Origin of the sequence: Ensifer canadensis (assembly GCF_017488845.2) — a bacterium.
In the GTDB taxonomy this organism is placed as follows: Bacteria; Pseudomonadota; Alphaproteobacteria; order Rhizobiales; family Rhizobiaceae; genus Ensifer; species Ensifer canadensis.
In genome coordinates this window covers 680,962-703,509 of sequence record NZ_CP083373.1, presented here as the reverse complement: position 1 = coordinate 703,509, position 22,548 = coordinate 680,962, and the positions used below count along the sequence as shown (strand labels likewise).

18 protein-coding genes and 4 pseudogenes are annotated in these 22,548 nt (G+C 59.0%); 5 read left to right on the top strand and 17 right to left on the bottom strand.

Translation table 11 applies throughout. The annotated features are described in order from the left end of the window. The first annotated feature begins 183 nt into the window (after nucleotides 1-183). Nucleotides 184-2,484: a mechanosensitive ion channel family protein gene (locus J3R84_RS33085; protein ID WP_203528403.1), complete on the top strand. Its 2,301-nt coding sequence runs from the start codon at nucleotides 184-186 to the stop codon at nucleotides 2,482-2,484. A gap of 112 nt (nucleotides 2,485-2,596) precedes the next feature. Beyond that, on the top strand, nucleotides 2,597-3,961 hold the full coding sequence (locus J3R84_RS33080) for an alpha/beta hydrolase (RefSeq protein WP_373688530.1): 1,365 nt from the start codon (nucleotides 2,597-2,599) through the stop codon (nucleotides 3,959-3,961). 304 nt (nucleotides 3,962-4,265) lie between these two features. On the opposite strand, the pseudogene J3R84_RS33075 reads toward J3R84_RS33080, so the two are convergent. From J3R84_RS33075 to J3R84_RS33035, 9 genes and pseudogenes are all read right to left on the bottom strand, one after another. Further along, nucleotides 4,266-4,473: pseudogene (locus tag J3R84_RS33075) on the bottom strand (hypothetical protein); the annotation flags it as partial. A gap of 77 nt (nucleotides 4,474-4,550) precedes the next feature. After that, on the bottom strand, nucleotides 4,551-4,742 hold the full coding sequence (locus J3R84_RS39190) for a CBS domain-containing protein (protein WP_203528401.1): 192 nt from the start codon (nucleotides 4,740-4,742) through the stop codon (nucleotides 4,551-4,553). Nucleotides 4,743-4,926: 184 nt separating this feature from the next. After that, nucleotides 4,927-5,010: pseudogene (locus J3R84_RS33065) on the bottom strand (short-chain dehydrogenase/reductase); the annotation flags it as partial. A 21-nt stretch (nucleotides 5,011-5,031) separates the two neighbouring features. Next, complete coding sequence (locus J3R84_RS33060) at nucleotides 5,032-5,328, bottom strand: putative quinol monooxygenase (RefSeq protein ID WP_203528397.1); 297 nt, start codon at nucleotides 5,326-5,328, stop codon at nucleotides 5,032-5,034. A gap of 101 nt (nucleotides 5,329-5,429) precedes the next feature. Beyond that, nucleotides 5,430-5,714: a DUF1330 domain-containing protein gene (locus J3R84_RS33055; protein WP_203528395.1), complete on the bottom strand. Its 285-nt coding sequence runs from the start codon at nucleotides 5,712-5,714 to the stop codon at nucleotides 5,430-5,432. 52 nt (nucleotides 5,715-5,766) lie between these two features. Next, nucleotides 5,767-6,315 (bottom strand): flavin reductase family protein, encoded by a 549-nt coding sequence (locus J3R84_RS33050; protein WP_203528393.1) that lies wholly within the window; start codon nucleotides 6,313-6,315, stop codon nucleotides 5,767-5,769. A 59-nt stretch (nucleotides 6,316-6,374) separates the two neighbouring features. Next, complete coding sequence (locus J3R84_RS33045; RefSeq protein ID WP_203528391.1) at nucleotides 6,375-7,124, bottom strand: SDR family oxidoreductase; 750 nt, start codon at nucleotides 7,122-7,124, stop codon at nucleotides 6,375-6,377. A gap of 145 nt (nucleotides 7,125-7,269) precedes the next feature. Continuing rightward, nucleotides 7,270-8,166, bottom strand: a complete 897-nt coding sequence (locus tag J3R84_RS33040; protein WP_373688533.1) for a helix-turn-helix domain-containing protein — start codon at nucleotides 8,164-8,166, stop codon at nucleotides 7,270-7,272. Between the two features lie 523 nt (nucleotides 8,167-8,689). Beyond that, nucleotides 8,690-9,664 carry an MBL fold metallo-hydrolase gene (locus J3R84_RS33035; protein ID WP_203528387.1) on the bottom strand — a complete coding sequence of 325 codons (975 nt, stop codon included), beginning with the start codon at nucleotides 9,662-9,664 and terminating at the stop codon, nucleotides 8,690-8,692. Between the two features lie 101 nt (nucleotides 9,665-9,765). On the opposite strand from J3R84_RS33035, the gene J3R84_RS33030 reads away from it, so the two are divergent. Continuing rightward, nucleotides 9,766-10,737: a LysR family transcriptional regulator gene (locus J3R84_RS33030; RefSeq protein ID WP_057216378.1), complete on the top strand. Its 972-nt coding sequence runs from the start codon at nucleotides 9,766-9,768 to the stop codon at nucleotides 10,735-10,737. Between the two features lie 92 nt (nucleotides 10,738-10,829). On the opposite strand, the pseudogene J3R84_RS33025 reads toward J3R84_RS33030, so the two are convergent. Continuing rightward, nucleotides 10,830-11,255 (bottom strand): annotated as a pseudogene (locus J3R84_RS33025) (VOC family protein); the annotation flags it as partial. A gap of 449 nt (nucleotides 11,256-11,704) precedes the next feature. Next, nucleotides 11,705-12,574, bottom strand: coding sequence for a LysR family transcriptional regulator (locus J3R84_RS33020; RefSeq protein ID WP_057216382.1), 870 nt, complete (start codon nucleotides 12,572-12,574; stop codon nucleotides 11,705-11,707). Nucleotides 12,575-12,683: 109 nt separating this feature from the next. Between J3R84_RS33020 and J3R84_RS33015 the strand changes: the two genes are divergently transcribed. Next, nucleotides 12,684-13,673 carry a zinc-dependent alcohol dehydrogenase family protein gene (locus J3R84_RS33015; protein ID WP_200951726.1) on the top strand — a complete coding sequence of 330 codons (990 nt, stop codon included), beginning with the start codon at nucleotides 12,684-12,686 and terminating at the stop codon, nucleotides 13,671-13,673. Between the two features lie 240 nt (nucleotides 13,674-13,913). On the opposite strand, the pseudogene J3R84_RS33010 reads toward J3R84_RS33015, so the two are convergent. Next, nucleotides 13,914-14,296 (bottom strand): annotated as a pseudogene (locus tag J3R84_RS33010) (DUF983 domain-containing protein). A 220-nt stretch (nucleotides 14,297-14,516) separates the two neighbouring features. Here J3R84_RS33010 and J3R84_RS33005 point away from each other — a divergent pair. Further along, a complete protein-coding gene (locus J3R84_RS33005) occupies nucleotides 14,517-14,921 on the top strand; it encodes a Rid family detoxifying hydrolase (RefSeq protein WP_255569861.1) in 405 nt (134 codons plus the stop codon). A 114-nt stretch (nucleotides 14,922-15,035) separates the two neighbouring features. On the opposite strand, the gene J3R84_RS33000 is transcribed toward J3R84_RS33005, so the two are convergent. The 5 genes from J3R84_RS33000 to J3R84_RS32980 all read right to left on the bottom strand — a co-directional run bounded on the left by J3R84_RS33000 (nucleotide 15,036) and on the right by J3R84_RS32980 (nucleotide 22,542). Continuing rightward, the gene (locus tag J3R84_RS33000; RefSeq protein WP_203528383.1) at nucleotides 15,036-16,469 is read right to left on the bottom strand and encodes an aldehyde dehydrogenase family protein; all 1,434 of its coding nucleotides are present in this window, start codon (nucleotides 16,467-16,469) and stop codon (nucleotides 15,036-15,038) included. 68 nt (nucleotides 16,470-16,537) lie between these two features. Beyond that, nucleotides 16,538-17,443: a 5-dehydro-4-deoxyglucarate dehydratase gene (gene kdgD / locus J3R84_RS32995; protein WP_057213698.1), complete on the bottom strand. Its 906-nt coding sequence runs from the start codon at nucleotides 17,441-17,443 to the stop codon at nucleotides 16,538-16,540. A gap of 82 nt (nucleotides 17,444-17,525) precedes the next feature. Then, complete coding sequence (locus J3R84_RS32990) at nucleotides 17,526-18,728, bottom strand: pyridoxal phosphate-dependent aminotransferase (RefSeq protein ID WP_057213695.1); 1,203 nt, start codon at nucleotides 18,726-18,728, stop codon at nucleotides 17,526-17,528. A 71-nt stretch (nucleotides 18,729-18,799) separates the two neighbouring features. Beyond that, entirely contained in the window at nucleotides 18,800-20,437 is a 1,638-nt protein-coding gene (locus J3R84_RS32985) for a hydantoinase B/oxoprolinase family protein (RefSeq protein ID WP_057213692.1), read from the bottom strand. 14 nt (nucleotides 20,438-20,451) lie between these two features. Further along, a complete protein-coding gene (locus J3R84_RS32980; RefSeq protein WP_057213689.1) occupies nucleotides 20,452-22,542 on the bottom strand; it encodes a hydantoinase/oxoprolinase family protein in 2,091 nt (696 codons plus the stop codon). Nucleotides 22,543-22,548: the final 6 nt, after the last annotated feature.

Genomic DNA, 22,548 nt, shown 5'->3' with positions numbered 1-22,548 from the left:
CAGACCTCAAACTCGACGCCACGCACGCCGCGTCGCCCTATACCAACAGACAATTGGAATTTTAACACGTTGTGTCAGCTTACGTCAGACTGGCGCAGCGCGGCTCGAGACAATTCGGAAAAAGCGCGCGGCGCCTCTTCCGAAACTGCGTCCGTTCAGTTGGCTTTCGAGGGTTAGATTTTCATGTCAGATAGCCCGCTCAGCCGCTGTTGGTTGCTGGCAAGCCTCGCGCTCCTCTTCGCCCTTGGCAGTGCCCATTTAACGCTGGCCCAGATGCCACCGTCCTCGATCACCGTCATTCTCACACCTGATCAGAGTGCCATCGAGATCGAACAAACGCTGGGCGCCGCCTTAAAAGTCGGCGGGTCGGTGACGGTCGAATGGCGCGACGAGTCAAATGAAAATGCAGGCTCCGGCAATGCGACAATACCAAGCACTGGAACGAGCGAGACAACGCCCCACATTGCACCTTCCGCCGACACCGACGAAAATGAGATAGCGGCCAGGACGCTGCCAGCTTTTCAAGCCGCGGATTCAGTGGAATCCTTCGACAGCGTTTCCGGCCACCTTCTCAATGGGCTGCAAATCGGTTTTGCCGGCATCTACGGTATCGCTGGGGCGATGGCAGACGTCGTGGCGGGGATCCATGCCGAGGGATGGTCGGTGATTTCTGTTGCCACAACTGCCCTCTGCGCCATCACGGCTGGCCTCGCCGCAGCACTGGCCAGCCGCCTCCTCATGAACCGGCTTTTCGGTGCATCGGTTGAGGTTGTCGACGGGCTGCACCGTGTGCGGGCCTCGATGATCAGACTCTGCTTCGATATCGCCTATCTCGCGCTCCTTGCAACCGTCGCACACGGCGTCATCAGGGTCTTCCTAGGGCGGGGGACCGCTTCGGCTGAATTGGCTCACGCTGTCGTCACCATCGCGCTGATATCGGCGGCCTACATTGCGGGCGCCCATTTCCTCTTCGCGCCGACACGCCCTGCAATCCGTCTGCTCGATATCGCCCATCCCCGCTTTCACGCCAACATGCTGTCAGCTTATGGCGCGATGGTCGCCGTCGTCAGCGCCAGCGTGCGCTTTGCCCACCAGCGCGCACTAGACCCGGTCGCCATCGACGGCTGCTTGCTGATCGGCGTCACGGCGCTGACATTCGTGAAGCTCTACTGGTTCATCACCGGCGCCCGCGATATCCGCACGCTGTTTGCCGGCTCGAATCCCGGACATTTGCGCCGCGCCATCGCCTTCGGTGTGCCGGAATTCTATGCGCTGAGCGCAATGGTACTGTGGCTAATGACCGCCATCGTCGCCGGCAGTCCCCACAGCGCCGCCTGGAGCTTTGCCGGCGGCGCCACACAGATCATCCTGCTCGCCCTACCGATCCTGGCCTTCGGGATCCATTCGTTAGCCGGAGCCGCCGCCGCGCGCCGCCGCACGCTGACCTCCTCGCCGCTTCATGCGGCGATCTCGGGCAGCGTGCAGACGGCGCTTGCCGGCGCTATCTGGCTGATCGGCCTGCATGCCATCATCGGCCTGTGGCGGCCGGTAATGGACGGGCACGAGACCTCTGGCGCCGTCGGCTGGATCGCCGTCCTCGAGCGCATCAGTCTTGCGATCGTGGCTGCCTGGGTAATCTGCAGCTTCCTGTGGAAGAGTTTCGAGGCTTTCTCACCTTCCGTCCGCGTCGCGATACCCGGCGACCAGGAGGACGACACGGATGCCCACCAGCGAAGCCGGATCGCGACCATCCTGCCGCTCATCCGCAACCTCATTTTCGGTGGCATCTTGGCCGTCACCAGCCTCGTCATTCTCTCCGCCCTCGGCATAAATATCGCGCCACTGCTCGCAGGCTTCGGCGTGCTCGGTCTAGCCCTTTCCTTCGGTTCACAAACGCTGGTAAAGGATGTCGTCTCCGGCATTTTCTTCATCGCCGACGACGCCTTCCGCGTCGGCGAATATGTCGAAAGCGGCAAGCTCAAGGGCACGGTCGAGCGGATCTCGCTCCGTTCCCTGAGGCTCCGCCACCAGAACGGTCAAGTGCACACCGTCCCCTATGGCCAGCTTCAAGCGGTGACCAACTACAGCCGCGACTGGAGTACGGTGAAGTTCGAACTCAAATTCGAGCGCGACGCCGATCCCGAAAAGATCCGCAAGACCATCAAGAAGGTCGGACTGGCCATGCTCGAAGACCCGGAAACCGGCGGCGAGTTCCTCGTGCCCTTGAAGATGCAGGGTATCCAGGACGTGACCGAAAACTCTCTCGTCGTCCGCCTCAAGTTCACCGCGCGGCCCGGCAACCCAAGCATACTCCAGCGTGAGGCGATGAAACGCCTTCTTCCTGCATTGCGCGAAGCCGGCCTCGACCTTGCCTCGAACGCTGTCACCGTTCGCTCTGGTGCCGCCGGTATTGGTGAAGCGGAGGCTGCGGCGGCAAACATGACGCTGGCCAGTAAGCCGGTAGAAATCGAGGCGGCTGTGTGAGGCATGTGTCGCCGTGCCGACCTGGTCGCCGCAGTTCACGAAGCTACGATCACCTAAGCGCGCCGGAGCGGATTTACGCAGACACCGTAAAATGAATCGAAGGGGAAAACATTTGGCAAACTGCTATCGCGTTGCTGAACGTGGGCTTGGCCGCAAGTTGACCAGCTCTTCCGAACAGCTCGGGTTGATTTTTTGGCGGGCCATGGCAGTGTTCGTCTTCCTTTTCTGCCTCGCTGGTTGTGCAACGCAGCGCGTGGAGCTTGCAACGCTGCCCAAAACTGTGTCTCCCACCTTGCAAAGCCCTCAGACCATTCACGCAAGTTCCGAAACCTTCGACCTCCTCTACGTTACCGATCGCGCACGTGTAGCCGCTTCGGAAAGTGCACTGGCTTATGGTGCCGAAAGGGCCAGTTTCTTGAGCTTTGGCTCGGTGTCGATCACCCCGACACGTAGCTCTCTCAGCAGCAAAAAGCGGTTACGTGCCAGCGCGTTTTCCGAGACCGGACGGTTTCCGGCGACACCCTACGGCGTCGAGGCGACCGCAAACGGGCTACGCCGCCCTCCGGCGGCACTAGCGGCCCACCACCAAGCCGCCGCATCCCTACAGGCTGAAGTCGCTCGTCGTCTCGCAACAGCCGATCGTAAAGAAGTCGTGGTCTTTATTCACGGATACGGTAACAGTTTCGACGACGCCGCGCTCGCGACTGGCGAGATTTGCAGGTCGCTGCAGAACCAGTTTGTTTGCGTTGTCCTGACGTGGCCCGCGGGAGGCTCCGGCGGCTTATTTTTCGGTTACAATATCGACCGCGAGTCGAGCGAATTTTCAGTCGCGGACCTCAAGAAAGCCATCCGGATCATCGCAGAAACACAGGGTGTCGAGCGACTTCACCTCATGGCCCATAGCCGCGGAACCGATGTCCTCGCCAGCGTGATCCAGCAACTCGGCATTGAGGCTTATGTTGGCCGATCCTCAATATGGCAGCGTTTCAAAATCGCGAATGTGGTATTTTTCGCTCCCGATATCGATCTCGACGTGGCTTCCTCCAAGATGTTCGCGTGGGTATCGGATCCAGACCTTGCCTTCGGCAGCATATCAAGGCCAAGCGAGATCCCGCCTCAGGGCCCTCTGCATCTTACGGTCTATTCGTCTCCCGGTGACAAAGCGTTGGGGGCATCAACACTACTCTTTGGCAGCGCCTTGCGGCTGGGGCAGCTCGCTGTTGATAGGGTGCCCAAGGACAGGAGCGAGGCGGCGACCAGGTGGGCGGGGTCGCAGATGGGCGGTTTGGTCGATTTCATCGAGTTTTCGGGCGGCGGGTTGATTGGCCATAGTTATTTCTTGTCTGATCCGGCTGTTAAGGCGGACTTCGTTGCGCTCATCCGCGATAGAGTGAAGGCTGGCGATCCACGTCGGCAAATCGTCGAGATCAAACGCCCTTTCTGGCGAGTAACTGATGTCCAGCAGGCCTTGCGATGATCGCTTTTCCGAACTTCGAAGCGATCTGCGGTAGGGCAGCGTCGTGCGGGGCGCCGACTAACGAATCTCTTCTTTTGAACGGAGTAGAACGACGGGCCATCGCTGACAGCCCAGGCCGGAAATGAGCGGATCGAGCGGCGGCAGCAGCGTAAGCCAGGGCCCGTTCGCGCGCGATTTGACCGGATAAAAGCCTCGTCTCGGAGGATCAGCATTGCAACGGCGGGGATCCGGGAAGCCCGGTCAAGCCGATCCGTTTGATTGAGGGACCCCAGACAACGAGGTTTTCGCCACCTCGCCTATCACTTCCCGCTCTGTCCAGAGCTCGTGCTATATCGATAATGTCGTCTCTGGCGGCAGTCGGTTCATTATTGGACCAGGCGACCCAAGCCCGATCCTGAAGTCGCCCCCCTCACCTTTCTCAGTTCGAAATTGCCGTTGGGAAGATCAAGCGTCCATTCCGGGGCAAAGCCGATACCAAGACCGGCCGAGACGAGTGACACCAGCGAGAAGGTGTTGCCCCAGGTATGGACGACCTCTCGACCGCCGCTTCCATCGGTCGGTAGAACCGCGTCAACTTCGCGGTGGGCCGCTACAAGGTCGGCCAGCGTCTCGTCCGCGTCACGGATGATGACACACCCTTGTCTTTCAACAGTTCGACGCCGACGTCAGGCTCCCGCTGCCACCGCAGCGCGTCGGACCGGGACACGACGCCGATGAGCGCGCCATCGCCATCCACGACCGGATAGGTCAGGTGCGCTTCGTCCGTTAAGGCGAAATGCATGCATGGTTGCTGGTAAAGTGTCGACGGTGTTGACCATGATGTCGCGGGCGCGCGTGGACTCGGAGGGATCACACCGTATTCGCGGGAATTGTGCTGTCCGCTGCGGGCAATTTTTTCCGTCAGTATGGAACGCCGCAACAAGAGCACAGTGACTGCATAAGCAGCGATCGTCGCGGACAACGGCTTCCAGGAGATGCTCCGCGATGTAGCGACCGAAGCCCGTAGAGCAACCGGTCACGAGCCAGACTTTTGCGTTTTGCGTGCTCATTTGATGTACTCCTTTCTTGTCTCAGACCTGCCGTTGCTGATAGCCGCAAATTTCCACGTCTTCGGCGCACAGATCCGGTAGCTTCGCCATAAAGGCCTGGACGTAACCCGTCCCCATGTGCAGATCGAAGTCGGATGCGTACCGCCACTCTTCGAGCACCATCCAAACTTCTGAGACGTCGTTGGATTGGTGGATCTCATAGCGGAGGCAGCCCGGTTCACGTCTGGAAGGGGTAACGAGTTGAAGCAGCTCCTTACCCAGATCTGTCGAGCGGCCCGGCTTTGCAGTGAAGTGGGCCATGTTGGTCAGTTCGGCCATTTCGGGTCTCCTTTCAGTTCATTCCGATCCGGGCCATTGTGATTGATCCTCGAGTTTAACTCTCGCTGACCCTCGCAGGACCTGTCGGGATTTTACGCTTTTTAGACCCCGGCGAGGGCAATGATGCGAGAGCGCGCAGCGGCTTGGCGTTGCGTCGCAAGCGGTGCGTATTCAGGCGATGAAAACAGCTGGCGGATCGCTTCCTTGTCGGGAAACTCGATGATCAGCATATTGGTCGCCTGCCAGCCTTCGAGCTCAAGCGGCTCGGCGTCGAGAGAGATAAGGCGCCCACCTGTCTTTGCGACAAGCGGCAATGCCTTGGATCGATAGTCTTCGATCGCCTGTGGGTTGTGGATGTCGAGATCGACCACGAGATATGCGGACATGACGGTCTCCTTCTGGTTTTGAAATGATGAGGTTTGTTGCGAACGGCGCCCGTCACGGGAGATGGCGCCATTTCACCATGCGGTCCTTGAGATCGAGCGTGCCGCCGTCGACAGTAAAGGTGCCGTCACCCCGGTGATGCATCATCCGACGCTCTTTGCGGTCTTCGTTGATCCAGACCCTCGTCGCCTCAAGGACGAAGAGGTTGTAGGGATCAGTGAGGGTGGTATCAACGATCCGACACTCGATGTTTGCCAGACAATCGTTGATGAGCGGGGCGGAAACGTCCTTGGCCGGCCGTGTCTTGAGGCCAAACCTCTGGAACTTGTCCATCCGGTCGCCGGAGCAGTTTCCGACGTCAACGACCGTCTCACCGAGATCGAGACCCGGAACAGCAATCACGCATTCGCCAGTGTTCCGAAGGGTCTGATAACTGTGGTCCCAGGGACCGATGACGCATCCGATCAGCGGCGGGGCGTGTTGGATCATCATGTGAAAGCCCATCGTCATCACGTTTGGCTTTCCATTTTGGCTTGTCGTGACCAAGACAATGGGTCCTGGCTCGAGAAGACGATAGGCTTGAGATGCAGGTATTTCCTTCATTGTTTTCTCCCTCGAAGGGAGCCCCCGCGCATAGGCGGGGTCCCTATTAAGGCCGGCTTTCACCAACCCTGTTCAACGGGCAGGACGAACAGCTCGGCGACATCCACGTGAGCCGGGGCCTGAGCGGCAAACACGATGGTGTCGCCGATATCCTCGCCCTGGAGGAAGGTCATCTGACCGGCAAGCTCATCCATCTGCTTGCGGTAGCCCGGGTCGGTGATGTGGTCATAGAGCTCGGTTGCGACAGCGCCTGGCTGGATGCAGGTGACGCGGATACCGTGCTTCTGTCCGACTTCCATGCGCATCCCGTCCGAGAAGGCAGTTACCGCATGTTTTGTGGCGCAGTAGACAGACAGACCCTTGAACACTTTGCGACCAGCAATCGACGACATGTTGAAGATATGGCCGGAATGCTGCTTGATCATCTGGGGCAGAACGGCGGCCGTCGTGTTGAGCAGGCCCTTCACATTCACGTCCACCATCCGGTGCCACTCGTTGACCTTGAACTGGTCGATGTCGGAGAGCGGCATCAGGCCGGCATTGTTGACCAGGATGTCGATCGAGCCGTAGGTATCGACAAGCTTCTTGACGCCCATTTCGATCGACGCCGCATCGACCACATCCATCTCGATCACAAGAGCTTCACCGCCCTTGGCTTCAATCCGGCTCTTGAGATCTTCGAGCTTTTCGGTGCGGCGAGCCGCGAGGCCGACCTTTGCGCCAGCTTCAGCTAGCTTTACCGCGGTAGCGGCGCCAATGCCGCTCGATGCGCCGGTTACCAGTGCGATCTTTCCGTTGAGGTTGGTCATTGTCTTCATTCCTTGTCTTGAAGCCCACCACCTCGGTGGGCGTTTCGTTTCGACAAGGAGGAACCTAAGTGTTTCATGCTTGCCCTTCTCTCGGGGCCTTGCTCGACCTGTTGCGATTTTGCTCAAATCGCAACAGGCGAAGAAACTAACCCCGGCGGTAGTGGCTCGGCGGCAGACCCGTCTCGCGCCGGAAGACCTGAGCAAAGTGGCTGGGGCTCGAGTAGCCGACGGACATGCCGATCTCGATAATGCTCGTGTCCGTTTCCTGCAGGAGCTGCTGTGCCTTAGCAACGCGCTGGCGGATGAAGTATCGGGAGGGCGAAAGGCCTGTTGCCTTTTTGAACAGACGGCTGAAATGGAATTCGCTCATGCCGACTGTTCCGGCGAGCTGAGCGAGATTGAACGGGTCGGCCAGGTGGCCTTCGAGGTAGGCAATAGCCCGTCGAAGCTTGAAGCCTGGAAGTGCTGTCTGCCGGCCGATCTCAGTCTCACTCGACGCATAGTTACGGATGAGGTGGACGGCCAGGCTCTGAGCGAGCCCCTGGACGAACAACTGACTACCTTTGCCTTCAGCGGTAAGTTCCTGATGAATCAACGCCAGAAGATGCGAAAGCTGCTCGTCTTTGCCGCCCGATACATCACGCAGCGCGGGAGGCGCATCGCCGCTAAGCACCTCTTTTGCCACGCGTTCGAAGAGAGGAACTGACAGATAAAGGTGCATCACCTGAAAAGGGGCCGGGCCGGTCGCGCGCCAACGCATTTCATAGGGTGTCGGAGAGCGGGTGAGGAAGAAGTCACCGACTGTTACGATATTGGAGACCCATTCTCCATCCAGCTCTCGTTCTTCGACGATGGCTTCCCCCGACATGACCCAAACGATGAGCGGTTCGGCGACAGCCGGTACAAGAAACGGTTCTTGCTTAATGTGGCGGGAGTAGACCTGCACGAACATATCGGTCCATGCTGGACTGTCCCCGCTCACCAGAATGCGGCCGGCGATATATTGTTCGAGACCAAGGGGCGAGGTCCGATCCGGGGTGATTTCGTCTAAGAGAGGGAGAGGCGACGCAACGTGGAGCCCATCTTCAACGCGGTTGCGGATGGGGGGGAGTGCTTCCGATTTTGTTGCATCTGCGATTTCCAACTTGAACCCCTTTTTAGAGGGCATGAAGCTACGCCCTCGTGCTTGACGAGCGAGCATTCTTGGAATGCCCCTCGTTTCACTAGTCCGCCCATGACATTCTCAATGCTGACATGAAGTATTTGGTTTCATGAGCCGGGAAAGAAATTCACCCCCTCAGGGATCACAAGGCAGGTCATGTGCCGATAACTATCCTGCGGGAACTCCGGGGTAGGCGGTAGAACGTTGCTCTCGAACCATTGCCCATTTCTCCAACGATCCACCCGTCACAATTAGACTTCGAACCGAATGATGCCGACAAAAGCCCAAACAGACCACTGTGGGACTGGGCTCTGCAGCCAACGAAACACCATCCACAACTTTCGTTGTGAATGGCGGTCTGTTTTTCGATAAAGCCGTGCCCACCTGGCAGGGTCTGACGGCGTTAGTACTGGGCACGATAGACCAGCGGCACCCAGTCATAATTGCTCTCATCCCGACGAACGTGGCCGATCCCAGGAAACGCATGATGGGCACCGGCGACCAAATACCGCTGATCAGCGGCTTCGGCGAACGCGGCTGCCCGGGTCGATGCTGCTGCGCTCTGATCCACGTCGAATTCGACAGTCACTTCCGGATGATCATACTGGAGAACATCGCCATGGGCGATATCACCCCAGAACACGATCTTTTCGCTATTGCTCTCCACGACGATACCGCTGTGACCAGGTGTATGACCGGCCAGCAGGATTGTTCCAAAACCCGCAACAGGCGTACCATTGTCATCGAAGGTTTCAAATTTGCCGGCGTCGACATAGGGGCCGACACATTTCTCAGCCTGAGCGATCTGCGGGCCGAGCACCTTGTCTGTTTTAGCCTTGGCATCTGCGTTTAGCCAAAACTTGGCCTCTCGCTGGTTGACATGTAGAACGGCGTTTTCATACACGCGGCTGCCGTTGGCAACGAGCCCGCCTGAGTGGTCGGCGTGGATGTGGGTCAGAATGACGTCGTCGATGTCGGAGACGTTGTAACCCGCTGCACGGATATTGGTCGCAAGCTTGCCCAACGCCGGGCCCATCAGGTCGCCCGTGCCGGTATCGATGAGAACCAGGCGCCCGCCCGTGTTGACAAGGAAGGCATTGACAGACGTTTCGCTAGAGCTCGATTGAAACCGGTCAGTCAGGTAAGTGCCGATCTCCTTTTCATCCATGTTTCTGTAGATTTTGGACATCGGCAGCTTCACCGTGCCGTCGGAGAGGGCGGTAATCTCGTAGTCGCCGAGCCTTATCCTATAAAAGCCAGCGGCTTGCGTGCCGACGATGGGCGCCTTGGCAAAGACGCCAGCCGGAAACGCTGACACGGTCCCGGCGGCGACCGCAAATCCAGCTGTGTTGATGAGAAGCGAACGGCGTGTGTGCATTAAAAAACTCCAGATGCTGTCAGGTTTCCAGAACTCAGGCCTTGAACTGACCTGGAGAGCAAATATGTTCCGGGGCATCAGCACGCAAATCGATGCAGGTCATGACAACTATCGATCATTTCAATCTTCGCTCCTTCGATCTCAATCTCCTCGTCGCTTTCGATGCGTTGATGGCTGAAGGAAATGTTACGAAAGCCGCGCGACGCTTGAAAATCCAACAGCCAGCGATGAGCCATTCGCTTTCGACATTGCGCGTGCTGTTACAGGACGAGTTATTCATACGCGTCGGACAGGTTATGCAACCTACCGCGCGAGCCCGGAGCCTCGCCGTGCCCGTGCGCAAGGCGTTGCGGCAAGCCCAATTGGCGCTGACAGGCGGCGAGGAGTTCGATCCGGCTACAGAGGAACGAATTTTTCGCGTTGCAATGTCTCCGGAAATCGAACTCTTGCTTATTCCGGATTTGACGGCGCGTTTGCGACGGCTCGCTCCCGGCATCAAGATACTCGCGCGCGTCTTCCCGTACGAGGCGATGGAGCCTTCCCTTGAGGACGGGTCGATAGATCTTGCCGTTGGCTGCACCTATACCCTGACAAGCCGCCGATCGTTTGAGAAGCTTTACGAGACGGGAGTGGCTTGTTGCTTCAATCCAGACCTTATCGCACTGTCTAATCCCGTTGGACTTGACGAATATCTGTCCGCTGAACATTCGACTATATCCCAGAATGAAACCTTGCATGGGTGCATCAAAGATGCGCTGGAGATTGCGGGGGTGGATCTCAACGTTGTTGCAGCGGCACCAGGCTACATGTCCGTTCTGTCCGCGGCGCAGCTCAGCCCCGTCATAGCCACAGTGCCTGCGCGGATTGCAGAACGATACGGGCCGCTATTGGGATTGGAGGTCAGCCCGTTGCCAGTATCATTGACCTTCCCGCCCGTGAACATGGTTTGGGCAAAACACGCCGACAGCGACGCCGCAAATTACTGGGTTCGACAGCAGATCCGCGACAGTCTCGCGAGCAACGGCGTTGCCGATAGGTTTGAACGGCCTGTTGCCCCGATCTCCAACCCTTGAGCCGGCGGGAGCGCTGGGCGCGAGGCAGTTGACGGTGACGTTAGTGGGCGAGCCGGCCCGAACAGGCCCGCCTCGGACGCACTCGCAGACATTTGGGCGAGCCCGATGAGAAGTCCTTCAGGCCCACGGACGTAGCAGAGGCGGTAAGCGTCTCTATACTGGACTACTTCGCCTACGAGCTGCGCGCCGCGGGTGCGGAGCCTTTCAAGCGTCTCGTCAATGTCGTCCACCGCGAACATGACGCGCAGGTAGCCTAGGGCGTTAACCGGAGCGTTCCGGTGATCTGCAATCACAGGCGGGGAGAGGAAGCGGGAGAGCTCTAGCCGACTATGGCCGTCTGGCGTACGCATCATGGCAATCTCGACATGCTGATCGCCCAGTCCAGTGACACGTCCGGCCCATTCACCTTCGATCGTGGTCCGCCCTTCGAGCTCGAGGCCGAGTTCGCGAAAGAAATCAATCGACCCTCCCAGATCTTCGACGACGATTCCTACGTTGTCCATCCGCCTGAGCGCCATGTGTCCAATCTCCAATGTGTTGCTCCAGACTACAAGGTGTCGCCGGTCCAACAACGGACGCTTGAATTGCCTCGTTTCCGGCGGCCATCGGGCCTGTTTTCGCTGCTGCCCAGATCAGAAGCTCGGATCACGGGCCGTCCGCCGAATTGTTTTTTAGAAGCGATCTCGAATCCACCGCGCGCAGATGTCCGACGTCCATCGCATCCTGTTTTCGCAGCAGTCCTCATAAGCCACGAGCGGGCATTCGCGGGCTCGTCATGAACACTGGCTTCAAAGTCTGTCGCCGGAGAGGCGCGCAGCATGACCTGCGACGCGCAATTTCTTCCGCCCGGACTACGAGAGTCGACCTGCTGGACGAGGCCAGTCAGATCTAGCCTTGGACGCCTTGGATGCGGGTAGGCCGCGGTCTGACAAGCGTTCAAATACGCCCGCTGCGCGCAGAGGCGGCATTAGCGATATAGGCGCTGTATTATTTGCGCTTGCTCACCAACAAACTGAATAACCGCTCGAAGCCGTGGAAGGCGTCGTAGATCCTGATGATACCCTAGCCAGGTATCCCTTCCAGGGGGAGCCTCCGACACGTCGACACGCTTCAACCCCTCCATCGAGTCCCCCAGCGGCCTCGGAAGAACGGCCATACCTGCACCATCTGCGCATAACCGTGCCTGAACATCGCGATTGTTGCTTCGAATCGAAACTTTCGCATTCGGGAACCGGCCCTTAAGCCAAGCCACATCGGGCATGCTTCCAAGTGCCTCATCCATAATGATCACGCTGAATCCCGCTCCTGTGCCGGGCGAAGGGTCGTCCGATCCTTTGGCGACATACAGGCCATAGGGAATATGCAGTAGCTTGCGTGAAATGACTTCCGGCTCCGTGAAGGACCGTATCCGGAAAACCAGATCGGCTTCGCGACGCGCCAGGTTCAAAAGCCTGGAGTCAGTGAGAATCTCGATGATTACATTGGGATGCACACGTCTGAAGTCGGCAAGGATGGGGGCGAGAACATGGACGCCGAACCAGTCAGAGCAGGATATCCGCAAGGTGCCGGACAACGTGTTCTCGGTACCCGCAAGTTGGCGCTGGAGTGCGATCGCCTCCTCCTCCATCCGCTCGGCGTGCCCCATTACGACGGCACCCTCATCTGTCAGGACAAACCCGTCCGGTGTGCGTTGGAACAGCGAGTGGCCGACCGCGGCCTCAAGAGTCTTTAGTCGTCTTCCCATAGTCGGCTGCGTCAGGCCCAACTTTCTCGCGGCCGCACCCAGCGTTCCTTCCCTCGCGATCGCAAGGAAAAGACGAATGTCGCTCCATTCCATCATGACTTACGACCCATTCAAAAATGCATGATCAACATGCAAGCTATATGATGTCCATTCGGAAGCTTCCAGAGCAAAGTGCTGACATCAAGTGAAAGGGATCAATCCTATGGGCACGATGAAAGCATTAGTTCTTGAAAATCACGGTACCGAATTCCGTGTCGCGCAGATTGCACGACCGGTTGCGGGCGAAGGTCAGGTGCTCGTCCGCGTAAAGGTGAGTGGCGTAAACCCATTGGACACGAAAATCCGCGCAGGTGCAGCCGCTCACGCCCGTCATCCGCTTCCCGCAATCCTAGGTATCGACCTTGCCGGGATTGTTGAAGAAGTCGGTGCAGGCGTGACGGGGTTTCGCCGCGGAGATGAAGTCTATGGCATGACAGGCGGCGTAGCCGGCGTGCAAGGTTCGCTGGCAGAACTTGCGGCCGTCGATGCACGGCTGCTGGCCATTAAGCCATCTCACCTTTCCATGCGTGAAGCGGCTGCGCTACCGCTCATCTTCATCACGGCGTGGGAAGGCCTCGTGGACCGTGTGGGCGTCCGGGCTGGCCAGAAGGTGCTCGTCCTCGGTGGCGGTGGCGGGGTCGGACACGTAGCAGTTCAGATTGGCAAATCTCTTGGTGCGGACGTCTATGCAGTCGATGGAGCCCGGAAGGCTGACTACATCAAGAGCCTCAATGCGACGCCGATCGACTACGCCACGGAAACCGTTGAAGAATACGTCGCCAAATACACACAAGGGCAAGGATTCGACGTCGTCTACGACACGATTGGCGGCGCTGGTCTGGACACTGCGTTCAAGGCAGTCGCCCGCTTTGGGCATGTGGTTAGCTGCCTCGGCTGGGGCTCGCACGCCCTCGCCCCGCTTTCATTCAAGGCGGCGACATACTCCGGCGTGTTCACACTGCTTCCGCTACTCACTGGCGAAGGTCGTGAGCATCACGGGGACATCATGCGGGAAGCAACGCGCCTTGCAGAAAGGGGTCAGTTGATGCCGCGTCTCGACGATCGGTCCTTCACACTTGAGAATGTGATGGCGGCCCACGAGTTGATTGAAGCCGGCCAGGTTGACGGAAAGCTCGTCGTAGACATCGCTTAAAGGCCAGGGTCCCGCGTCATCATGGCCGGGACCCGTTTGCCCTGCAATCCCATCGAGTTCTGCATACACCCAGACGCGAGGATGTCCTTCTCTTTGTCTCGCTCGCAAAAGATCATGCGGGGACGGCTGGGTGGAACAGATCTGGTGTGTCTGGTTTAGCAGCAAAGGACCTGTCGTTCGAACGGACCGTGATCCCGACGGCGAACAAGACTGCCTCCGCGCCGACGCGAGGTCTTCCATTCAACTTCGCCAGTTCCGATCGATGTGGCCTTCTTCGGCTTTATGAAAGTATTGGGAGCATACCAGCCAGCCTTTCAAAGGCCTCAACAGCACGACACATGCTGCCGTGGTTAAAGGTAGAGTTGAAAGATGTACCCAGAGCGAGGGCTCGAATGTCAGTTGGAGCCACAGAGCGAAAGCAAGCGCAGGAACGGCGACGATACTCATGGCGAAAAATGCGGGCCGTCCGCAGGGTCAGCGAACGCATAGTCCAGACCACTGACCTCACAAGACGACGCCAATGACAGGAGCCCGTTAAACAGGTGTCCCCGTTGACAACGCGGACAACGCCCCTTGAATCCGGTGAGCGCAGGATTGGTAGTCTCGTTGTAGTCGATGGTCATGTATCCGTTCCCTCACCATCGAAATCGAGATGGATGCTGTTGAAGGCTAGCTGGCCTCGGCCTTGGGTGGCAACGCCGCTGCCGAGGCCGAAGACTAAAGAACTCAGCAGAGACATGTTCGCATTTGGCGCCTGGCCCCTTCCTTGCAAATCTCAACCCAAAGTCGCTTCACGTCTTGTGGGATTATCCTTGGCGCACTCTGAAACGATACAAACCGGTAATGGAGACCAATTTGCTTTCAGCCATATCCACCACCAACGCCCCCGCCGCAGTTGGCCCCTTTTCACAGGCGATAAGCACGGGACAACTTCTGTTTGTTTCTGGCCAATTGCCGATCGATCCGGCCACGGGTGAGATCGTTTCGAAAGACCCGGTGCTACAACTGCGCCAGTGCCTAAAGAACATCTCCGCCATCGCAACGGAAGCCGGAACCAACCTTGCCCGGACAGTGAAAACGACTGTGCTGATTACTGACATGTCGAAATTCGGCGCACTCAACGCGGAGTACGCTACCTTCTTCAAGGCACCGTTTCCCGCTCGCGCATGCTTCGAAGTGTCCGCCCTGCCAAAGGGCGCACAGATCGAAGTGGAGGCGGTGTTGACGCTACGCCATTCTAACGAATAGGGACATTCCCACACTGATCTAAAAAGCAACGCCCTCATCGCGCTGGCGTTGTTCAAGAGCATCGAGCATGTAACAGCGTTCCCACGCGCGCGCCCCTCGCATCTCTGACAGCACCTACGCCGATGTGTATGCCGTCTTGACGGTTGTGTAGAATTCGGCGGCATAGCGACCTTGCTCGCGCGAGCCATGGGAGGAGCCTTTGCGGCCACCGAAGGGCACGTGGAAATCGACGCCGGCGGTCGGCAGGTTGACCATCACCATGCCGGCCTCGGCATTGCGCTTGAAATGCGTCGCATGTTTCAGGCTGGTGGTGGCAATGCCCGACGACAGCCCGAACGGCGTGTCATTGGCAACGGCAAGCGCCTCGTCATAATCCTTCACCCGGATTACCGAAGCGACTGGTCCGAAGATTTCTTCGCGCGAGATGCGCATCTGGTTGGTTGCCTCGGTAAACAGCGCCGGCTGCAGGTAGAAGCCGGGCGTGTCGCGCTTCAAAAGCTCGCCGCCGAAGGCGAGTTTGGCGCCTTCCCGTTTGCCGATGGCGATGTAGTCGGTGTCCTGGTTGAGCTGGCTCTGGTCGACCACCGGGCCGATATGGGTGCCGGCCTTCAGCGCATCGTCGATGGTGAGCCCCTTCATGCGCTCGCCCATTGCCGCCACGAACCGGTCGTGAATGCCTTCGGTCACGATCACCCGCGACGAGGCGGTGCAACGCTGGCCGGTGGAGAAAAAGGCGGAATTGACGGCGGCTTCGACGGCAACGCTAAGATCGGCGTCGTCGAGCACCACGAACGGGTTCTTGCCGCCCATTTCCAGCTGGTATTTGCGATTGTGCTCGACCGAGGCCAGTGCCACGCGTTTGCCGGTGCCGGTCGAGCCGGTAAAGGTGATCGCGTGAATGTCGGGGCTGTCGAGCATCGTCTGGCCGACGACCGAACCCTTGCCCATCACCAAGTTCAACACGCCCTTCGGCAGGCCGGCACGATGGAGAATGTCGACAATCGACCATGCCGAGCCCGGCACGAGGTCGGCAGGCTTGAAGACGACGGTGTTGCCGTAGCAGAGCGCCGGCGCGATCTTCCAGGCGGGAATGGCGATCGGGAAATTCCATGGCGTGATGATGCCGACGACGCCGACCGGCTCGCGGGTGATCTCGACGCCGATATCAGGGCGCACCGAGGGGATGATTTCGCCAGCCAACCGCAGCGCCTCGCCGGCAAAGAAGTCGAAGATCTGGCCGGCGCGCACGGTCTCGCCGATGCCTTCTGCCAGCGTCTTGCCCTCCTCGCGCGACAACAGCCGCCCGAGCTCGTCCTTGCGCGCCAGGATCTCGTCGGCGGTCTTTCGAAGGATCGCATGACGCTCGAGGATGCCGGAGCGTGACCAGGCCGGAAGGGCGGCCTTGGCCGCGGCGATCGCCGCCTTCGCATCCTCGGCCGAGGCGCGGGCATATTCCCCGATCACGTCGTTGGTGTCGGACGGATTGATATTGGCAACGCCATTACCGCCAACCCATTCGCCGGCAATCAGGTTCTGGTGCAATGTCATGGGACCTCCTGCGAGAAAATGAATAGGTTCGCCCTCATCACGCGGGACAAGGGCGACCGTTTTACCCATTAACGCCTGTGCTGACCAATCAAGGTTTCCATCATGGACATTTCCTCCCCCGTCAGGTCGTGAAGCGGTGAGCGGACAGGACCAGCATCGAAGCCCTGTAGGCGTACACCCGCTTTTACCGCCGAAACTGCATAGCCTTTGGCGCGGTTGCGGATCGCCATGAAGGGGTAGAAGAAGTCGAGAAGGATCTTTTCGCACTTCGCGCGTTCGCCGGCGCGCAACGCCTTATAGAACTCCATTGCCAGACCGGGCACGAAGTTGAACACGGCGGACGAGTAGGTTGTGAACCCAGCTCCGAGATAGGCTTCTGCGAAGAGCTCGGCGGTCGGCATACCGCCAAGGTAGGTCAATCGGTCACCCATCTTCGCCGTAATCTGGCGCACAAGAGCGATGTCCCCGGTACCATCCTTAAAGCCGACGAGGTTGGGGCATTCGTCGCAAAGCCGCGCGAGCGTATCGGCCTGGAGCACTGAATTGTCGCGATTGTAGACCATCACGCCCATACCGGTGGATTGGCAAACGGCCTTGATATGTTGGTAGAGTCCCTCTTGCGGAGCGTCGATAAGGTAGTGCGGAAGGAGAAGAATTCCGTCGGCCCCGGCCTTTTCAACAGACCTTGCAATGGAGACGGCTATATTCGTGCCATAGCCGCAGCCTGAAACAATCGGCGTCTTGCCGGCGGCTTCCTTGGCAACGCGCACGATTTGCGGAATTTCCTCTGGCGCGAGCGAAAAGAACTCGCCTGTACCGCCGGCAGCAAATAGCGTAGCTGCATCGTAGCCTGAGAGCCAGTTGACGTGCACACCGTAGCTCTTGGCATTGAACTTTCCCTCCGCATCGAAATGCGTGACGGGGAAGGAAAGTAGACCGGCGCCAAGCACCTTTTTCAATTCTTCAGTTCTCATGGGTGTAGCCCTCCTTTGAAGGAAGCACCGAATAGCGATGCTCCTAGTTGATTTGATTTGATTGGATTGGGTGTGCGCCTCTTCAGGCTTTCAGCGATCGCACCATGCTGGCCAGGCGTTCGCAGGCCCGTTCCAGCTCGCGCTCGGAGGCGGCGATTGACAGACGAATGAAACCCGGCGCGCCAAAAGCCGCACCTGGCACACTCGATAGGCCGAACTGCTGGAGTAGGTGAGCGGCAAACGTTGTGTCGTCTACGACCACCTCTCCGCTTAGCTTCCGCCCGAACAGCTTCCCCACGCCGATGAACGCGTAAAACGCGCCCTCCGGCGGAGTGAAATCGATGCCCTCGATCCCTGCAAGCCTTTGCGACATGATTTTCGCCCTGTCCGCGAAGGTTCGAGCAGCTTTGGCAACGAAAGCCTGATCGCCGGTTAGTGCCGCGAGGGCTGCCGCCTGCGCTACGGTCGAGACGGACGTTACGCTCTGCGACTGCATCTTATTAAGCGACGCGATGAGCGCTTTTGGGCCGGCAGCATAGCCAACGCGCCAGCCGGTCATCGCATATGCCTTGGACACACCGTTGACGATCAGCGTTCGTTCACGCAGTTCTGGGCAGGCCGACGCGAAAGATATAAAGGGTGCCTCCCTAAGCAGGATGTGCTCGTAGATTTCGTCCGAAAGCACCAACACCTGCGGATGGCGGGCGAGCACTTCGGCAAGTCCTCGGTACTCCTGCGCCGAATAGATAGCGCCGGTAGGGTTAGATGGCGAGTTCAGCAGCAACCATCGGGTCTTGGACGTGATCGATGCTTCCAGCCGCTCAGGGTCGATCTTGAAACCGACCTCGGGCCCGCAACTCACATAGACTGGGTCGCCTCCGTGCAGCGAGACGATGTCGCCGTAGGACACCCAGCAAGGCGTCGGGATTATGACCTCATCGCCAAGCTCAAGCGTGGCGAGGAATACGTCAAACAGGATTTGCTTGGCGCCATTGGCGACCATCACCTCGTCAGCGGCATAGTTCAGCTGATTTTCCGTTTTGAACTTGCTCACGATCGCCTGTCGCAGGCTCTCCATACCCGCCGGCACGCCATAGCGCACCCGCCCCTGACGAATGGCTTCGCAGGCCGCCTCAGCAACGTGTGCCGGCGGCTCGAAATCCGGCTCGCCAAGCGACAGGTCGATGATATCGCGGCCCTCGGCAATCAATTTCTTCGCAGCCATTGCGATCGCCATGCTGGGCGATGACTTTATGCCCGCTGCGCGCTTGTTCTCGAAGTTCATCTCCGGCTTCCTTGGACTGATTGACATTTAGAGCCGGACGAAGCTTCCGCCCCGCCCGGCCCCCGGGAGGATTATCTGGTAGGGACGTAGTCGAAATCGCTGTCCCGCTTAGCGGCTGTTGGATCGCGCGTGTCTGCCAGGCCATAGCCGCCGCCGCCAGGAAGCTGGAGAATTAACCGGCGACCAGCGGGAACATGTTGCCGACCCTTCGAGGCCAAGCGCGTTCCGTCGTCGAGCAACACTGCGCCAGGAGCGCCGTTCTCGCCGCCATTGCGGCCGCGCGCGGGGTGTTCGACGCGGTCGAACATGGCGTTGAAATGCATCTCGTGACCTTCGGTCGGCGAGATTTCCACGACCTGCCCCAGGCCGCCTCGGAACTGGCCGGCGCCGCCCGAACCGTCGCGCAGTTCCTTACGCCAGAAGATGACCGGACCGACGTGCTCTGTCGCCTCGATCGACATCGAGTGCACGCCGCTTGGAAATGCCGTGGCATTCAAACCGTCAAGCGTGGAACGTGCACCGGCGCCGCCACTGTTGAAGAGCAGGACTTCTGCGCGCTGGCCGCCATCAGCCGGCGCCCTTTCACCCTGCAACGGCCGCACGCTGACGTGCAGGTTCCACAAGGCACCCGCCCCTTCCGCCGGTACGCGACCAGGAAGCATCTTGTGCACGGCGCCAAGTACGGCGTCCGGAACGAGATGCCCGAGGACGTGGCGCACCGAGACCGGTGCGGGATGTTGCGCATTGAGAATGCAGTTTTGCGGAGCCGTGACGCGGAACGGTAGCAGGGAGGCGTGATTGTTCGGGATCTCCGGCGCGATCGAGCATTTGAGACCGTAACAGGCATAGGCTGCGGAGTAGATGATCGGGCAATTGATACCCTTCGGACTGGGCGGCGAGGTCCCTTCGAAATCCGCAAGGATATGATCGTTCGCCACATCGAGGCGCACGGCGATGTCGATCGGCGAGCCATAGCCGTCGACCCGCATTACGTTGGAATAGGAACCCTTCGGCAGGGCCGCAATCCGTTCGATTGTCGCATCGTAGCTGCGCTTGAAGATGAAGTCGGCCAAGGTTTCGAGATCCGTAAGACCGAATTCGTCCATCATGTCCATGAGCCGGCGATGGCCGATCTCGTTGCAAGCTGCGAGCGAATAGACATCGCCGACCACCTGATGACTCTCGCGCACATTGTTGCGCAAGATGTTGACGAGGTCCTTGTTGACAACGCCGCGTTCGGCAAACTTCATGATCGGGACGAAGATGCCTTCTTCGTAGACCTCGTTGGCATCCGGCCCGAAACCGCGACCGCCAACATCGACTACGTGCGCGGTGCAGGCGAAGTAGCCAACCAGATCCCCTTTCCGGAAACTCGGCGAGACGACAGTGAAGTCGTGCAGGTGGCCCGTGCCCTTCCACGGGTCGTTGGTGATATAGACGTCACCCTCGAAGATGTTTTCAGGGCCGATGTCGCGGATGAAGTGGCCGACGGCTTCCGCCATAGCGTTGACGTGGCCGGGTGTACCGGTCACGGCCTGAGCTATCATCTTTCCGCCGCGGTTGAACACGCCGGCAGACAGGTCGCCCGACTCACGCACGCTGGTGCTGAACGCGGTGCGGATCAGCGTAAGCGCTTGCTCCTCAACTACGGAGATTAGCCGGTTCCACATGATCTGCATGTGGACGTCAGAAAGTGCATTGGTTTTCATGGTTTTCCCTCTGTTCAGGCAGCTTGCTTGGCACGCACGAGCAGGCAGCCATCGGACTGCATGACGACTTCGCGGCTCGCTGTGATGATGGTCGAGGTTTCGCGTTCGGTGATGACCGCCGGACCGGCGACCCAATCGCCTGGCTTCATGTCATTGCGGGAGACAATCGCGGCACTTTGGAAGTTGCCTTCCTGCACGTCGAAGATTTCACGCGTGCCGCGAACCTCGGCGGCTGCTCCCTTAGCGGTCTTGCCGATCCGCTCAGGCGGGATCACCTTTGAAGTGGCACGCAGCGACCAACTGACGATCTCGACATCAAGCCCGTCAATCACGCGGCCGAAGAACTGCTCATACTGTTCGTCAAACAATTTGCGAAACAGTGCGCCGTCACTATCGATGTAATCACGCACCTCAATGGTGACTGGTACTTCCCAGCCCTGACCGACATAGCGCATGTAGGCAGTGCATTCGAGACCCGGTTCCGCGTCCGGCGCTCCTGAGCGCACGAAGGATGTCGCTTCAGCGATCAAGTCGCTGATGGTGGTGTTGATCGCTTTCGCCTCGAAGCGGCTTAGACGGCTATAGGCGCTTCGAACGGATTCAAAGCCGAATGGAGCCCTCAGGAAACCGATTGCCGAGCCGACACCAGCTCCTGGTGGAATCAAAAGATCCGACATTCCAAGCTTTTCGCACAGCCGGGCGGCATGGATGGGTGCCGCACCGCCGAAGGCAATCATCGTGAACTCCGAAAGCTCCTTGCCGTTTTCAACGGCATGCATTCGCGCGGCGTTGCTCATGTTCTCGTCAACCACTTCGCTAAGCCCGTAAGCAGCAGTCGCAACATTGGTCTCAAGCTTAGACGCCACATCCTGATCCATTGCCTTGTCAGAGGCACAGCGATCGAGCTTCATTGCACCGCCGGCAAACTCGTCGGGGTCAAGACGACCGAGAATGAGATCGGCATCAGTGACGGTCGGGTTCTTACCGCCACGGCCATAGCAGGCGGGCCCTGGCTCGGAACCGGCGCTGTGGGGTCCAACGCGGATCTGGCGCATGCTGTCGACGGTTGCAATCGAACCGCCCCCGGCGCCGATCTCGACCATTTCGATGACCGGAATGGATATGGGCATGCCGCTGCCCTTCTTGAAGCGCCAGGTGCGAGCGACCTCGAATGTCTTAGACGTCTTGGGCGTCTGTTTTTCGATCAGGCAGATCTTGGCCGTTGTCCCGCCCATGTCGTAGGAGAGGACCTGGTCGAGCCCGTAGCTGCTGGCGATATGAGCGGCGAAAATTGCGCCGCCTGCGGGACCGGATTCAAGAAGGCGAACCGGGAATTCGATCGCGCTTTCGACGCTGATGATCCCGCCGCCAGAATGGATCATAAAGATCGGGCATCGGGTTCCCTCATCCGTCAAGCGACCAACGAGGCGGTTGAGATAGGAAGCCATCAGGGGCTTGACGAAGGCGTTGGCGCACACCGTGTTGAAGCGCTGGAACTCGCGCATTTGCGGCGAGACCTCGAACGACACTGACACCGAGATGTCCGGGTTTTTGGCAAGTAGCCGGTCTCGAACGGTTTTTTCATGCGCGCCGTTCAAGTAGGAATGTATGAAGCCAATCGCGACGCTTTTATAACCGGCAGCAACAATGCGATCGCAGAGGGCATCGACTTCGGAAAGGTCCAGCGCCTTGAGCACCGAACCGTCGGCGCCGATGCGCTCGTCAAGTACAAAGCGCTCGTTGCGCGAAACCAGTGGTGCGGGCAGTACGATATCGAGATCATATTGTTCGAAACGGCTCTCCGTGCGCATTTCGATGACGTCACGGAACCCCTTGGTGGTGATGAAGGCAGTTTTCGCACCCCGGCGCTCGATCAAGGCATTGGTGGCGAGCGTGGTGCCGTGGATGATCGTATCGATCTCGGAGAGATCCACGCCCGCGACCTCAGCGACCTGTCGAATGCCTTCAACGATTGCGTTTTCGGGGAACGAGTAGTCGGTCAGCACTTTGATCGAATGGAGCGTGGCTCCCACTTCCATCGCGACATCGGTAAAGGTTCCACCGATATCGGCGCCGACCCTAATTTGCTTGCCATCTTTCGCCATTTTCTT